This window comes from Dendronalium sp. ChiSLP03b (assembly GCF_034531165.2).
Taxonomy (GTDB): Bacteria; Cyanobacteriota; Cyanobacteriia; order Cyanobacteriales; family Nostocaceae; genus Dendronalium; species Dendronalium minutum.
The window spans coordinates 1-16,186 of record NZ_JAVRBR020000101.1 but is presented as its reverse complement, the minus strand read 5'-3'; the positions used below and the strand labels follow the sequence as shown (position 1 = coordinate 16,186).

Annotated in this window: 9 protein-coding genes and 1 pseudogene; 1 reads left to right on the top strand and 9 read right to left on the bottom strand. The window is 44.0% G+C overall.

Annotated features, from left to right (window positions below; translation table 11 throughout):
• Positions 1 to 9: 9 nt before the first annotated feature.
• From RMY31_RS23645 to RMY31_RS23635, 3 genes are all read right to left on the bottom strand, one after another.
• Positions 10 to 282 carry a GlsB/YeaQ/YmgE family stress response membrane protein gene (locus RMY31_RS23645; RefSeq protein ID WP_322666747.1) on the bottom strand — a complete coding sequence of 91 codons (273 nt, stop codon included), beginning with the start codon at positions 280 to 282 and terminating at the stop codon, positions 10 to 12.
• A 370-nt stretch (positions 283 to 652) separates the two neighbouring features.
• Positions 653 to 2,035, bottom strand: coding sequence for an oxygen-independent coproporphyrinogen III oxidase (hemN, locus tag RMY31_RS23640; RefSeq protein ID WP_322666745.1), 1,383 nt, complete (start codon positions 2,033 to 2,035; stop codon positions 653 to 655).
• A 105-nt stretch (positions 2,036 to 2,140) separates the two neighbouring features.
• On the bottom strand, positions 2,141 to 2,857 hold the full coding sequence (locus RMY31_RS23635; RefSeq protein ID WP_322666743.1) for a heme oxygenase (biliverdin-producing): 717 nt from the start codon (positions 2,855 to 2,857) through the stop codon (positions 2,141 to 2,143).
• Between the two features lie 500 nt (positions 2,858 to 3,357).
• Between RMY31_RS23635 and acsF the strand changes: the two genes are divergently transcribed.
• Positions 3,358 to 4,434: a magnesium-protoporphyrin IX monomethyl ester (oxidative) cyclase gene (gene acsF / locus RMY31_RS23630; protein WP_322666741.1), complete on the top strand. Its 1,077-nt coding sequence runs from the start codon at positions 3,358 to 3,360 to the stop codon at positions 4,432 to 4,434.
• A gap of 208 nt (positions 4,435 to 4,642) precedes the next feature.
• On the opposite strand, the pseudogene RMY31_RS23625 reads toward acsF, so the two are convergent.
• The 6 genes and pseudogenes from RMY31_RS23625 to RMY31_RS23600 form a co-directional block, all read right to left on the bottom strand.
• Positions 4,643 to 5,074 (bottom strand): annotated as a pseudogene (locus RMY31_RS23625) (CHAT domain-containing protein); the annotation flags it as partial.
• Positions 5,075 to 5,290: 216 nt separating this feature from the next.
• Positions 5,291 to 7,579 (bottom strand): chemotaxis protein CheW, encoded by a 2,289-nt coding sequence (locus RMY31_RS23620; protein WP_409878227.1) that lies wholly within the window; start codon positions 7,577 to 7,579, stop codon positions 5,291 to 5,293.
• 144 nt (positions 7,580 to 7,723) lie between these two features.
• Positions 7,724 to 8,971 carry a GAF domain-containing protein gene (locus RMY31_RS23615; RefSeq protein WP_409878226.1) on the bottom strand — a complete coding sequence of 416 codons (1,248 nt, stop codon included), beginning with the start codon at positions 8,969 to 8,971 and terminating at the stop codon, positions 7,724 to 7,726.
• A 29-nt stretch (positions 8,972 to 9,000) separates the two neighbouring features.
• Entirely contained in the window at positions 9,001 to 10,026 is a 1,026-nt protein-coding gene (locus RMY31_RS23610; RefSeq protein WP_409878225.1) for a chemotaxis protein CheW, read from the bottom strand.
• A gap of 114 nt (positions 10,027 to 10,140) precedes the next feature.
• Positions 10,141 to 13,302 (bottom strand): response regulator, encoded by a 3,162-nt coding sequence (locus RMY31_RS23605; protein WP_409878224.1) that lies wholly within the window; start codon positions 13,300 to 13,302, stop codon positions 10,141 to 10,143.
• Positions 13,303 to 13,317: 15 nt separating this feature from the next.
• Positions 13,318 to 16,186, bottom strand: a 2,869-nt coding sequence (locus RMY31_RS23600) for a GAF domain-containing protein (protein ID WP_409878223.1), incomplete at its 5' end; no start/stop codon positions are given.

The following is a 16,186-nucleotide window of genomic DNA, read 5'->3' as shown; positions in this document are numbered from 1 at the left end:
CAAGTTTAACTAGGCGTTGCTACTTCTTCTCAACAGTCCCCATAGATAAATAGCAATAATTGCACCAATTACTGCAATAAACAGACCAGGAAGAGTTAACCCAGCAGCAGTAAGTTGCAGAGTCCCTGTTTGCAATAGTGAATACAAGCTACCACCAATGAAAGCACCGATAATACCTAAAATCATTGTCGAAAGGATTCCACCACCTTGATAACCTGGATAAATAGCTTTGGCGATCGCACCAGCTAACAATCCTAATATTACCCAAGCAATGATATTCATATACTTCCTCAAAATCTCATCTGTATTTACTTTAGCAATCCTTATTCATAATCATTTCCACCTGATGAGGTAAATGTTGAAGTCAAAAGGTAGAGAAGATATTTTGTTAAAATTAATAGTTAAATATATTTGATTGTTGACTCTAAATAACTGCAAATTTGTCTGAGACAAATCATTAATTTATTTTCTATTGAATGCGGTTTTCCGGGTCGACCCTATTACTGAAAAATCAATAAAAAACTCATATTTAAATATTTTTATTATCTATCTAAAGTAATAATTATATGAATTGTTCGTAATTATCTAGAAGACGCGCCATGGCGCGTCTCTACAAATGCTTTCCTTAATCTAAAATAATATTAGCCTTTGCTCAAATAGTACGGGAGAATTGTTTGTCTCGTGTTTGATAATGTGTATCAAACACAACAGCAATGTTTCTTACCAATAGTCTACCGATGTCTGTAATCTGGATGTGATTTTTGGATATACTAACAAGTCCATCAGCTTCTAGCGGCTGCAACGCTTCTAGTTCGTGAGAGAAATAATCATCGAAATTGATGTGATATTTATCTTCAATATCTTGCTTATACAGTTGAAAGTGAGACATAATACCCATGATGACATCTCGTCTAATAATGTCATCTTCTGTCAATTTAATGCCTTTACTAATTGGTAGGATATCTCTGCTAATTGCCTGATAATAATCCTTTAACTGCTTGTGGTTTTGGAAATAGCCATCTTTTAACATACTGATAGATGTAGCACCAAACCCAAACAATTCCGTTTCAACGTGGGTAGTATAGCCTTGGAAGTTGCGTTGGAGAGTGCGATCGCGTTGGGCGATCGCTAGTTCATCATCAGATTTGGCAAAATGATCCATGCCAATAAATGCATACTGATTACTCGTCAATTCCTCAATAGTCATTTTAAGGATTTCTAACTTTTCCTGTGGTTTAGGTAATGCTTCTTGAGGAATATTTTTTTGCGCTGGCTTCAACCACGGTATATAAGCAAAGTTAAAAACAACAATGCGATCGGGGTCTAATTCAATAGTCTTTTTTACTGTCTCCCGAAATGTCTGGAGGGTTTGATAAGGTAGACCATAAATTAGGTCTACATTTACACTTTCAAACTTGGCTGCTTTAATCCAGTCCATGACATCAAACAGCATTTCTTCCGGCTGGACACGATTTACAGCTACTTGCACTTGGGGATTAAAATCTTGAATGCCAAAACTAATGCGGTTAAATCCAATCTCTCTGAGAAAGAAAATGTAGTTTTTATCGATATAACGGGGATTAATCTCAATTGAGATTTCTGCTTGTGGGTCAATGCTGAAGTAGCGAGTGATATTTTTCCATAATAATTCCACTTGGTCGCGCTCCAAGTAGTTAGGTGTACCACCACCCCAATGAATCTGAAGTACCTTTCTATCTGCATCGATCAAGGCTGACATATGTTTGATTTCTCGAACCAAATTATCTACATAAGGTTCAGCAATCTTCTTATTGTTAGAAATTACCGTATTACAGCCGCAGAAGTAGCAAGCACTTTGGCAAAAAGGTATGTGGAAATACAAAGATAGAAGAGATTTTCTTTGGTTTGAGGCGGCGATCGCAGCTTGAAAATTGCTAGCGGTAAATCCTTCGCTTAACTCTGTAGCAGGTGGATAACTGGTGTATCTGGGTGCTGGGGTATCATACTTTTTGATCAGATCCAGATCGAATTTGACACCAGGTGATAAAAAAACCATCAAAACCTCCGAGGAACTGGGGATTGGTGACTAGGGATTGGGGAATTAGGGGTAATGGAGATTGGAAGAATTTATGACTGTATCTCTTTCCCAGTCCCCAATCTCTTAATTAGCTGTAGGTACTTCGGTGCTACCAGGGTTATGAGAACGAGTCAGGCTATTAAACAATACTTGACCAAAGGCTTTGATTAAATTTCCCTCTAGTTCTTGAGCCATTTGCATATTGAACTGGAAGGCATTATTAGCTTCTGCAACAATCTGTTCTACCATTACATCATCGATGGGCAGTGCGTTCAGAGCCTGACGATACTTTTCCTTAAATGCTTTTTTGTCAGGAATTTGCTCGAAATTATAAAAAGATGTCCCTTCATAACCAGATAACTTCAAGGCTGACTGAGCAACTTTTTGCAGCATCTGACCGCCGGAGAGGTCGCCCATGTAGCGGGTATAGGTATGACCTATCAACAGAACAGGTTCATTAGCAGACAGTTCTTGAATCCGGGCAATGTAGGTCTGGGCGGCTTTTGAAGGGATAATTTGCCCTTTCCACTCATTGCCATAGTAAAACAGCATATCTTTCTCTAGAAAGGCTTGGCGATTCAACTCTGGGAAGTAAATCGCACCGATCGCTGGATGCTTTTGATGGCTCACTATTGCTGCTTCTAGTTCGCTGTAGATGTAATACAAGTTACCTAGAAATTTGGCGAAACAGTTCCTATCCACAACCCCTTTGAGAAAACATTTCATGAATGCCACATTTTCCGCCGCTGTGTGAGCTTGTTGCGTACCAGAGCGTAGTTTGCCAGCTAAATCGCTACTCATTGGTGCTTCCTTCATGTTCAAGCGCAAGTATTGGGTGCTGGGTACTGGAGGAAGGGCAAGAACTACCCCTTTGACTTCAACCTTTCCCCCTCTTACCTAGTCCGTAGTTCCTAATCTTGGTCAATGCCAGACTTAAAAGATTGTTATTGTAGGTCTATATGAGGATCTGCATCACTCTATCTAGCAAGTACCATTGCCGATACAGATCCCAGCTATTTTTATTTTTCTCTTACAAAATCATTTAACTATCAATAGTTGTATAGCTACAAAGCTATTAATATTTATTTATATTTCTAGGAGTCAGAAGTTCAGAAGGCAAGAGTAGTTATTATTCCTTCCTGATTTCCCTCATCTTCCTCATTCCCCTAAGTCAGACAGCCATAAATCCAAGCTCTGAGGTTATTTCTCTCAAATGGCTTTTCAATAATTTAACTGATGTGTCATTGCAATGTTTTATGGTTATATAGCTTTAAAAGCATAAAATGATATAAAGGAGTTTCATGATCAAGTCTCTCCAAACCCCAGAACCTCAATTGCTGAAGCCAGGTATTAAAGCACCTGTTCAAGAAACCTTGTTAACACCCCGGTTTTACACCACTGACTTTGAGGCAGTGGCGAATTTAGATATTTCGGCAAATGAGACTGAGTTACGGGCGGTTATTGAAGAGTTACGTGCTGACTACAATCGCCATCATTTCGTGCGCGATGAAGAGTTCAAGCAGTCTTGGGAACATATTACTGGCGAAAAGCGCCGAGCTTTTATTGATTTCTTAGAACGTTCTTGTACCTCAGAGTTTTCTGGTTTTCTTTTGTTCAAAGAGTTATCGCGCCGACTCAAAGATAAAAATCCCCTGTTGGCAGATGCTTTTAATTTTATGGCGCGGGATGAAGCACGCCATGCGGGATTTTTGAATAAGTCAATGGCTGATTTAAATCTCTCCCTGGACTTAAGCTATTTAACCAAAAATCGCACATATACCTTTTTTCCGCCAGAGTGGGTTATTTACACAGTCTATCTATCGGAGAAAATTGGTTACTGGCGCTATATCTTAGTACATCGCCACATGCAGGCGAATCCAGAATATCAGTTTTATCCTCTCTTCCGCAAATTTGAGAGTTGGTGTCAGGACGAGAACCGACATGGGGATTTCTTTAAGGCACTGCTGCGATCGCAACCTCAACTATGGAACAATTGGACTGCGCGGTTGTGGGTGCGTTTCTTCTTGCTAACTGTGTTTGTCACCCACACAATGACAGTATTTGAACGGGCAACATTTTACGAATCTATTGGCATACATCCGCGCAAATACAATAACACAGTGATTAAAGAGACGAATAACACTTCTGCACGGGCATTTCCCCTCATCTTGAATACTAATGAACCGACATTTTTCTGGCGACTAGAACAGTGTTCTGAAAACAATCTGAAACTGGCGGAGATTAGCAAGAGTAACCGTCCCAAGATTGTGAAGTTCTTCCAAAAAATTCCCCCCATTTTCGGAATCATCTGGCATATATTGCGGCTTTATCTAATTAAGCCGATTGATGCAGAATCAATACGAGAGACAGTCCGTTAATTGGGATCTAGTTAAATATCGTGTCCGATAAAGACCGCTCGTTAAGATCGCTGGCAAACTCCTGAACTTGAATGTATTTACAGTTCAATCTGCCTCACCGACGAGGGAAAATGCAGCTCATACCATTTCCCAAAAATAATGATACAGATCCAAACCCAGAAACCTAGACTAAATGGGACTTTCTTAATTACGAATTACGAATTACGAATTACGAATTTGTATCAGTCAAGAGGATTGGCATACTTTTTTTGACGGTGAGCATTGCTTGTCGCAGTGCTAAAGCCTTATCAGAATTTTGCTGGAGGTGACGATAAAAATCGTTCATCAAAAAGCTAGTGGAATTATCTGGTACTGACCACAGAGAGACAACAACACTCTTGACTCCGGCTGTTATTAAAGAACGCGATAAGCCGATAACACCATCACCTGTAATATTGCCACGTTAAGTATTGCAAGCACTTAAAACAACGAGTTCGGCTTTCAGTTGCATGTTGAGGATTTAGCCTTTACTACCTGTAAGCGCTTGCGTCTTAAATAAATCTGCAATCTGAATTGCTTCTTTTTCTGCACCCGGAAGAGATGCTAACTGTTCCTTGCTAATAGGAAGCTTAGGCATAGTAGGATTGCCAACCACTAAAACCCGGATTTCTCACAAAGACATAAAAAAAGGGGGTTAAAAACTGCGAAAATGTATATAGGATAAGTATTTCAGCAGTTATAAAGCATGACCCCAGCAAAAACATATCGTACACCAAAACAGTTCAAATTTTCAGTTGAAAAGTCACGTTCAGTCGTAGTTAATTTCCAGGGTGGAACGGTAACATCAGATGCAGGATTCCAAAACGGTTACACTCCCTTATTTACTTTGCTTTAGCCCCTTTGTCACCCCTTCAAGAGTTCGAGTTAGAGATTTTGTGAGAAGGTGACCATCCAAAACCAGGCTCAGTTGCCCATTGGCAAGAATGCTAGTTCCTTGGATATAAGCAGCAACTGGGATTGCTTCCCCCAGAGGATGGATCGCAGAGGATTGCTTGCCGATGATGCGATCTACTTCTACAGCACATCGTTTGTCTAAGTAACGAAATACTAATAAAGGCTTATCCTGCTTGAAAGCATTTAGTGTATCTGTACTGTCAGTGGTAACTGGGGTAGGAAGGTAGTTAGGATAAATCAGCACATCAGTTAGTAAGTGGATAGGGACGAGCATTTCCGTTGTTGGATGCTCACGATCGCAACGAAGGAAGCCACTGGTGCCAGAAGACTGCAAAAATAACATGCGTCCCGCTTGAGTTTGGATAATTTGTTCGGACTGGGATAGACAAATCTGCTCTACAGAATCGGCAATAAATGCATAGACTCTGGAATTAGCTTGACAGACTATAAGTTGAGCAATTTTTTGCTCGAGGGGAATTTGGAGCGAGAAGGCTGTACCATGTCCAGCTTTAGACTTCAATACTATTCTTCCCTGAATAGCTGTTAATTGCTTGCAAACTTCAGTTAATTCTACTCCTAACTCTAAGGCAGCACGATCGCATAAAACAGATGAAACCTCTGGTTCAAGTACTAGTTCAGTTAGTTGAGTTGCTTGTAAAGTATTCCCTGGTTTTGTAAGGGCGAGTCCTTGGGCTAAAGCCGATTGATAAATTTGAGATAAGTTAAGTCCTGCCCCATCATCACAGCCATCAATAATCAGTTGATTTCCTTGCTGATAAACTTGAATTTCAATCATACCGTTGCTATTTTTACCTAGCTGTTGGCGTGTTTGGCAAGACTCAATACTTTGCTCTAGTAAATAGCAACTTATATGCAACAGGAGGGTACGGAGGCGATCGCTCAACGCGCGATCAACTTGGATATCGCTAATTTGTAAATGTAGTCTAGCAGACTTATCTTGTAGAGCTTGTAACTGAGACCAAAGCCGATGCAACGGTTCTAAGGCTACTTTTAAAGGAATAGTTGTAACTTTTTTAACTAAATTAGCAGAATGATTCAGTAAATTTTCTTGCTGTATGAGTTCTTGTTTAAGTTGGTGACGATTGTGATTCAGGGAATGAACAGTTGATGCCACTTGAGACGCTTCAGCCAAAACAGATTGCAGAGTACTGTACAATTGCTGAGAGCGAGAAGCAGCTAGAGGGGAAAGGGTATCTGAAATTGCTGCTAAACGTCCTGACCATTCCTGTAGATTGTCCAACAGGCGTTGTAATCGCTTTACTTGTCGGAGCAACTGCCCTATGGTATGTTGCTGTTGTTCTTCGTGACAAGCTTGCTGATTATATTTAGTTAGTAATGTTGCAATCAGTGCGTTTAGTTGTTCGAGATGTTGAATATTGATGGGTGTGGCGGCTGAAATACTTGTTGCAACAATGGTGGGAATGGCTTCTTGCAAAGAGAGTGTATGGCGATCGCTCGAAGATTTCACTAGGGATGCTTCAGATATTTCAGCAGGCAGGAAAAAATCTCCCAACCAAGCCTGAAAATCTTCTTCCCCATACTCCTCCAGGTTTGCTAGTTCCCCTACCTTGACGGGAAGCTGCTCAGTATCTACGTTACCAAAGCTACTAAGCTGGGAGTTAGTTTGACTTACTAGTTCCCTGTCAAGACTTTCCTTGTCTTTAACCATAACTTGCTCTGGTAGAGATGCAGAAGATTCTACCTCGGTCAAGGAATCGTTAAACTGAATAACTGATTGATGTTCCTGCGATCGCTCTACCGATGTCTCAAGGTTTGTTTCCTGGGAATCGCTAAACTCTGCTTGCAAACGAGCGACAATGGCAGACATACGCTCCAGGATTTCTACTTCGTCAATTTTCGAGGCTGTTAAAAATGCCATCAGCAGCATTTGTAGGCAATCTAATCCTTCTGACAACAGAGAGGCGATTGAGGCGTTGACAGTTGCCCGATACTGATGCAAAAGCTGAAAAATCTCCCCTAGTGCAGCCGCAACAATAGCAATGGTATCTAGCTCGGCTGCTATGGCAATCGAATGCAGAGAACCAGCAGCTTCCATGAGAGCCAAAGCTGTACCGGGGTTACTGTCGTTTGTATAGTTAGGCAACTCCTGCTCCAAGAACAGTAACAAATCGATCGCTTCTTCGAGGAAGCAATCGTCGTTCTGCGGTTGGGGGACAAAATCGGTACTCATCGAAACTCCTGGTTTGTGACAATTCTATGGCTTCGACATTAGACTTCTTGCAGAAGTAGGGGAAAGGGGAAAAGGTTAAAGGGTAAAGGTTTTTTCTTACCCCTTTTCCCTTTACCCCTTACCCTTTTCCCCAAGAGTGCAAAACTATTTTTGCAAGAGGTTTATTGTTTGGAGGGTACAAGCAGCGATGTCAGCGATCGCTTTGAATTGCTCTTGGATTTGCGCGATTGACTCCAGCCCAGCACTGATTTGGCGATCGCACGGTTCGATAGCAGCAGCAACATCTCCTGTTGCCACTTGGAGTTCTTGGAACCATTCTTCTATATTTAGGGTGCTTTCGCGGGCTTGACGGGCGAAAATTTCCACCTGTTCGGCAGCAGCTAGCAAACTTAGTTCTTGCTCAGCTTTTGTGGCTTCGATGGCTGTATTCAAAGATAAAATCTGAATTTTGCTACTCAAGCCTTCCACAAGGCCAACAAAGCCAGAAGCTTGCTGGCAGAATTCACCAAGATATTGCAACTGTTTATTAGTAATAGCAACAGTATCCTGAATAGACATTAAATACTCGCCGGTAAGCTCGGCAATTCTTGCTCCTTCTTGTACGGCTTGGCTTACCTCCTGCAATGGTACTAGTAACTGTGAGCGATCGCCGGATTCAGCCTTTTGGGGAGGCGGTGACAGTTGTTGAGCAGGTGGAGCTACTATTTCAGCCCAGCGCAAGTTAATTGTCAACATCATTCCTACTTGTTGTAGCAAACTGCGCTCTGCTTCCTGCCATTGTCGTGGTTGGAGGCAATGATGAATAACTAGAAAACCCCAAGGCTGTTGTTTGAAAATCAAGGGCAAGCACAGGCTAGCTTGCACCTGAAAGCGTTGCCAAAATTGCTGTTGGCGCGGAGTTAGTTCTAATACTTCAGTTCCGTTACCAACATCGGTAGTAAATAACAAATTTATTGGTAGAGATTGATTGAGCAAGGATGTCCAACCCGCTTGTATAGCTTCAGCGATCGCTCGAGTGCGATTATCTTCCTCAAAACGATAAATCAGAACGCGATCGGCGTTGAGAACATCTCGTAGGGCGGTGACTGTAACCTCCAAAAGTGCGGTTTGACCTTTTGCTTGCTGCATTTGCCGCTCGATCGCCGCAAGTTGTTCTCGCTGGAGCTGAAAAGCCCTTTGAACATTGTCATCATTGTTACTGGGCGAATCCTTAGCCAAAGCTTGGATAAAAGCTTCGATTTGATTTACCTTGTGCTGCAATTGAGCGACCTTTGGCCCCTTAGCAGATTGAAAGACTGCTTTGAGTACAGCCACATTAGCCAAAATGTCTTCTATCTGGATTTGATTGTCAGGCTGGGTTTCAAAATTAGGGTCTAAAGTTGCGATCGTCACAGAAAACTCCTTGGCAGCATCAAGTTAAATCAGTGGGTTTGCCATTGCAATGTCTGGGCGATGGCTCTGGTGTCTAAAATCCAGCGATCGCCTGGCAGAATACCTCGAACAAAATTTAGCAGTTTGTTTGGGGAAAAGTCGGTTGGTGCCGATTGTGCTTGCTGTAAATCCTGCCACTCTACATCGTAGACATGAGCAACCAAAAACCCGATTACCTGATTTTGCACTTCGACAACCAGAACCATTGGCTTTTCTGGTCGTGACTGCCGCTTCAAAAGCGGTGCATAACCAAGCAAATGTTCCAAGTCAACCAGCCGCAGCATCTGTCCTTGCCAATTATAGAAACCTAAAATCCAACTTGGTAAGGCCGGGGCTGGGGAAATTTCTTGGCTAGCAAGATGAATAATGTCTTGTAATGATTGGAATGGTAGCAATCCACTTCCTCGATCGCCCAAGGAAAAACGCAGAAATCTTTGGCGTTGTTCGCCTGATGTCAGCCCAGGAGCCAAGGTTGGGGTTGTTCCGGGCAATCCCAACTTATCAGCTAATATCTGGTTCATGCCTAAAAGCAGGACTTTGAGTGGTTCCTCGTTTGGTGCTACAGATAAGATAGCCATGTGGCTAACAAAGTTTAACTCCGCTACTTGCCGATAAGACCACGGCACCGGACGCACTGCTTCCAAAGGAATATCGATTAAAGCGGGGGGTTTGTCCACAGGAATGCCACAAAGTTCCCCAGTCCGCGTTTGAGTCATAAGTAAAAAGCGTCCTGAAGTGTCAACCGCAGAGAGAACTTGGTGCGTCTGTTGGGTTTGTACTTCCGGAATTAACTTCTGGCGCAAGTCCACAATCGTAATAGTTTGCGCTCCCAAATCAACCATCCCGATACCACTTTCAACCGTACTGCTAATAGGGGGACAAGCAATCACTTTGAGAACTGCACCAACTGGCAGCGCAAATAAATAGTCTGCGATCGCAAAAACAACGACTCGTAATGAATCGCGATCGCTCACAGTGCCAGATAATCGCTTAAACGGAAAGGGAGTGTTAAGCATAGCAAGTGGTTGAATACCAATTCGTAATTCGTAATTCGTAATTCGTAATTAAGAAAGTCAGATATGGCATGGCTTTCGGGGTTTGAATGTGTTGCCTCATTTTAGAGAATTGGGCTAAGGGCTATTAACGAGTTCGGCGATCGCGGCTAGGAAGTTCGGTTCGGAATAGGGTTTGGTCAGGTAAGCTTTCGCCCCTAGAGCTAAAGCTAATTGGCGGTGTTTCTGTCCGCTACGAGTAGTTAGCATCACCACAGGAATCCCTGCCAAACGCTCGTCTTGGCGATGGTGTTCTAAAAACTCAAATCCATTCATCCGCGGCATTTCAATGTCACAAATCACTAGATTGACATTACCGTGTTGCAGCATTTGAGCGATCGCCTCTCTACCATCGCCTGCTTGCAACACTTGATAATCGGCTTTCTGGAGCGTCTGCACCAAACTTTGCCTTTGGACAACCGAATCTTCCACCACTAACACCGCCACTCGGTTAGGTTGAGCAACGGCTGTATTGACTTCTATTGGCTGTTGCTGCGGTTGTGTTATCGTTAGCTCGGATTGCTGCCCTTCTAGAGTGAGAACAGGCTCAGGTGCAGGCAAGAGTTTAGTTGTAAGACTTGATGCCTGGGAAGTCGGCATCATATCTGTCTCCCAGGTTTGACGAACTAACTCCAACGGGTCAATGGTTAGGGTGAGGCTACCATTTCCCAACACGCTGTAACCTTGGATGTAACTAGGTAAAGTCAGGACTCTGCCGAGGGATTTAATTACTAATTCCTGCTCGACCAAAATCTGATCGACTTGCAAACACAGGTATTGCTGCTCTGTTTGCAACAGCAGCAGAGGTTCGACGGTGTTGCGTTGTTTGACTGGAAAAGGACTGAGGGTTAAATTGTGGTCTTGGGTGAATAAAGGATATTTGTAATCCACTAAATTGGCAAGCGGGCGGATGGGAACTAGTTGCTGATGTTGCCCTTCTCCCCACTGCCAGAATTTTTGCATACCTTGCCCGTGTAAAGATTGCTGGACTTGAATCTGCTCTGGCTGCGGTAATAAAACTTGGCTAATTCCCTCAGACAGTAAAGCATAAGTAATACCTTGAGATTGACAAACGAGCAAACGTGCTGTTGTTAAGCTCAGGGGCAATTGTAGGGTAAAGGTGGTTCCCTGTCCTGAAAGCGATCGCACCACAATCGAACCTTGTAAAGTTTGCAATTGAGTGCGAACGACATCTAAGCCGATACCACGGCCAGATAACTCACCAATCTGGTTAGCGGTAGAAAAGCCTGGTTCAAATAATAACTCTGCCAGTTGGTCTTCGGAGGTGTAGGCGGCTTGTTCGGAAGTCAGCAGGTGTTTTTCTATAGCTCGCTGGCGAATGGATTCCCAGTTAAAGCCTCGACCATCATCCCGTATCTCAATAGTAGTGCGGTTGCCTTGATGATAAGCTTGAATTGTAATTGTTCCGGTTTCTGGTTTACCCTGCTGCCGGCGGGTCTCTATCGGTTCAATGCCGTGATCGAAGGCATTACGAATCATGTGCAGCAAGGGATCGTACAGCTGCTCGGAAATGGCTTTATCTACTAGTACTTTTGTACCAGTAAGCTTAAGTTCAACAGGTTTATGATAAGTCGCTACCATCTGTTGCAGGAGGCGGGGAAATCGATTCAACACTGTTCCTAGTGGCACCATTCTGGCTTGCAGCAAATCTTCCTGCGCTCCTGAGAGCAGTTGCTTACGCTTTCCAAGACTAAAGCGAGATTGTTGAACTAAGGCATTAAAAGCCTCAATCCGTTCTCCTAATTGCACCATATCTTCTGTCAGATTTTGCAGGAAAATGTGCAACTCGCTATAGGTATCCATTTCTAAGGCATCAAATTTAGATTGTGCCTCGCCAGTTGGGGAAGCAGGGATAACTGAGCGTGGAGATACATGCATGTGTCGCTGCTTGCGTTCGGGAAGCAGCAAATGTCGATCTGACCAAGTAGAAACTTTACTAAGTTGTTGTTGACAGTGCAAAAACTGTAGTAGAGTCTCTTGAGCTGCTTTGTGGATGTGGTTAGATTGCAGGTTTTGTTGGTTTTCGTTGATTAGCAATTCCCCAATTGTATGGCTGAGGCGATCTAGCTGTTCGATCGCTACTCGGATACTGGGAAGTGATGCTGATGACTGAGCCTGGAGGCTTGGTGCTGGTGGTGGAGAGGCAGGCCGATCTGAGTCTGAGTAGCGGCAGGATGTCTGTGGATCTCCTATCCAGATTGACTGTAAAATCCGATCTATGGCAGAGGGGGCTACTACCGAATCCTGAGAAATTGGTTCGAGTACCTCCGGTGCTTTCGGTAGGGTGTTATCAGTCCGCTTCGGGAAAAACGACCAAATTGATTCTGCTTCACTCGCACTGAGAAGGGGGGATGGCTGATTCTCAGTTGTAGCCGTTTGTGTTGGTGGGGCAGCTATGGAAACTGGCTGCCCTTGCAGTTCTGGGACAGGAGTAGTGAGCATTGCCAATTCTCGCAATTGTGGAGATATCTCTCCCCCTTGAGTGCGATCGCCTGCAAGTACAGCTGCTTGAGCTGCTTTAAAATTTTCTAAAGCCACCTGAGCGATTTGCAGTACTTTGTCTGGATGCGCTTTGAGGGCGTTTAGGGTCGCCTGGGCAATTTCCCCCAATCCAGATAAGCTATAAGATGCTGCTAGTTCGGCAAAAAATTCTGCTTGAGAGTTGAGTGTTGTTTGAATTTGTTGCGGATCTTGGCTTTGGATGTCAGCTTCAAGCTGTTGCAAATCCTGGAGTACACTCCCACAAAAGATTGACTCTACCACATCAAAGCCCAGTTCTTCCGAACTGGGAAGCGGAGCCTCACGACCAAAAAAGTCGCCTAGTTTATGTTGCAGTTGAGCGAAGATTGAGGCAGTTTTATCAAGTATTTCTGCCTCATTGTAGGATAAACCCATCAAGGTTGCACTCAATGGAGTTCGCAGGCACTCATAAGCATCTAGAAGCAAAGCACCCAATTCTGGATCGATTTCCAGTTCTTGCGGGTATAGCGCCTGGAATACATCTTCCAAATGATGGGCAATTGTCTTAATCGTTTCCTGTCCAACACTGGCAGCACTCCCTTTGAGAGTATGGGCACTTCGCATCAAGGCGTGAACTTTTTCGGTGGTTTTTTCATCAAGTAAACCAATCAGACTCTGCTCAATGGTTTGCAACAACTCTGCCGCTTCAGCAAGAAAAGCCTGCTCTAGATGCTGATGATTACTGGGATCGGGGTTCATAGCAGTTTTGGGAGATTAGTCAACTTTGAACTGGCTAACGCTGGTTTCCAGTTGTTGTGAAGTCATCCGTAGTTCCTCAAAAGACTCGGAAATGTGCATTGCACTTTGTGAAGTCTTGCGGGCGATCGCAGAAACATCCATCATCGCTTCTGTCAATATCTGAGATTGCTGACTTTGAGTGGAAACTGCTTGAGTAATTCCTTGCACTAGTCCACCAATTTCGTTGGTGGCTGCCACGATCGCACTCAGGGAATGACGAGTCTCATCAATCAAGTTCGAGCCTTGGACAACTTGGGTAATCCCTATTTCCATTGCTTCGGTAACTTCGTTGGTTCCACTTTGAATTTCTTGCACGAGTCGCTCAATTTCTGTGGTAGCACTAGCCGATTGATAAGCCAGGGAACGAACTTCATCTGCAACCACCGCAAAGCCTTTGCCATACTCTCCAGCACGGGTAGCCTCGATCGCAGCATTGAGTGCCAGCAAATTAGTTTGAGTAGCAAAGTTTTCAATCAAACTCACTACTTTTGAGATTTTCTGAGAAGCTTCACCGAGGCGCTTAATCTTCTTCGCTGTTTCGGACACGGTTTCCCGAATCTCCAAAATGCCATCTACGGTTTTTTCCATCAGGGAATCGCCAGCTTGGACGGTGTTATTAGCTCTTTGCACCGCCTGTCCTACTCTTTGGGCATCAGTAGCAACTACCTGGGTGGAAGTTACCATCATTTGTAATTGTTCCAGAGCGTTTTCGAGGCGTTCTGCTTGCTGTTGAGCTTGGTCAGATAGTTTCACTACTGAGGTGGTGTTGTTGCTGGAAGTTTCACTCACCCTGCTGGCAGCAATCTGCACTTGTCGGACTAAATCTCGCAAACTTTGGATCGTAGTGTTGTAACCATCGGCGATCGTTCCAATTTCATCTTCAGATAGGGGCGCGCGAACGGTGAGATCGCCTCTGAAAGATGGTTCTAAAGCCATGAGAACGCGTATTGCTCCTTGTTGGAGTTTTTCCCGCGCAGTGCGATCGCGCTCTGCTGCTTCTGCTAGTTGCTGCTCTTGAGTACGCACCTGTTTTAAGTACTCTGCAAGATTCAGGGCAATACCAATCTGGACGCTGGCTTGGTTGAGAACATCCTCCTCTGATTGCTCCCACTGGCGCGGGGCGCTATTTTGATAAACTCCCATCAGCCCCCATAGCCGATCTTCTTGAAAAATCGGAGCAATCATGTAGGCTTTAGTTCCCCACATTTCTAATAATTGAATGTGACATTCGTCATGACCAACAGTATAGATATTGTCAACCCGCAAACTTTCTTTACGGGCATAACGCCCTCCTTTGTTGTACTGGAGAAAGGTATCTCTAACTCTGGCAAGACTAGTTCCCACCAGCTTAGGCCAATCCCCAGTCACAGACTCAACTACGAATTCTCCAGACCAATCAGGCTCAAAACGGTAAACTCCAACTCGATCTACTTTCAGCAGTTGACGAAGTTCGTGGGTGGCAAACTGGACAAATTCCAGAACATCACTATGACTTTGAGCCATCTCTGTTAACCGACTTGGCAAGCGATAGGAAAATCGGGCGTTTGCTATTTCCCGTTCCGCCAGCTTCATCAGTTCCTCATTCTTACTTAAGGTTTGTTGTAAGTATTGCGATTGCTGGACGGCAACCCCAAACTGCGTGCCGATTTTTGTTACCAAGTTAATTTCATTATCTTGCCATTGGCGCGGCCCGTCATTCTGATATGCTCCTAACAAACCCCAGAGCTTGTTTCCGGCAATAATCGGGGTGATGATATAAGCTCTAATCTGGAATTGCTCGAGAATTTTTATGTGGCACTGGGCATGACCAGAAGTGTAAATGTCATCGATCGTAAAGGTCTCGTTGTGGCGATAGCGTCCACCTTGGGTTTGTTGGAGGTGTTCGTCTTCCCATACAGTCCTGATATCGGGGCCCACCAAAGCCACCCAGTCACGACTTACGGATTCGGCAATAAACTCCCCACCCCAATCTGGATTAAAGCGATACACTGCAAGACGATCGCATTCCAAGTGCGATCGCAACTCTGGTAGGGCATTGCGGAAAATTGTATCTAGCTCTTGAGCTTGGCGAATTTTTTCTGAGAGCCTTGTCAATGCTCGTTCCCCTTCTGCGGTTCGCGCTAACTCTGTATTCTTGTTCTTGAGCTGTTCGACATACTTAATCTGCTGCAAGCCTATACCCATTTGCAGAGCTAGTTTTCGCAACAGTTGCACATCCTTGGATTTCCACTGCCGAGGGACAGTATTTTGGTATGCTCCTAAAAAGCCCCAGAGTTTGTTTCCAGTAAAGATAGGAGCGATCGCGTAAGCTTTGGCCTGGATTTTTTCTAATATCTCTAGGTAGCACTGAACGTGACCGACAGTGTAAATATCATCGACAACAAAGGTTTCATGATTGCGATAGCGTCCGCCCTGAGTTTCTTGTAAGTGTTCGTCCATCCAAATCGTTTTGATTTCAGAACCAGCTAAAGACAACCATTTATCTTTTACAGATTCAGCAACAAACTCCACACTCCAGTCGGAATTAAAACGAAATACTGCTAGGCGATCGCACTGTAGTTGTTTGCGTAAACTTGGCAGCACATTCTCGAAAATTGTGTCTGTATCCTGTGCCTGACGGATTTTTTCTACCATCGCCGTCAGCACTTGTTCCTCTTCTGCTGCCCGTGCCAACTCTGAATTCTTCGTTTTCAACTGTTCGATGTACTCGGCTTGCTGCACGGTTAACCCTAACTGAATGCCCAATTTGGTCAGCAATCGCACCTCTTCGGAATTCCACTGGCGGGGGCCGCTATTTTGGTAAGCTCCTAACAAACCCCAAAGTTTGTTGCCAGCAAAAATAGGG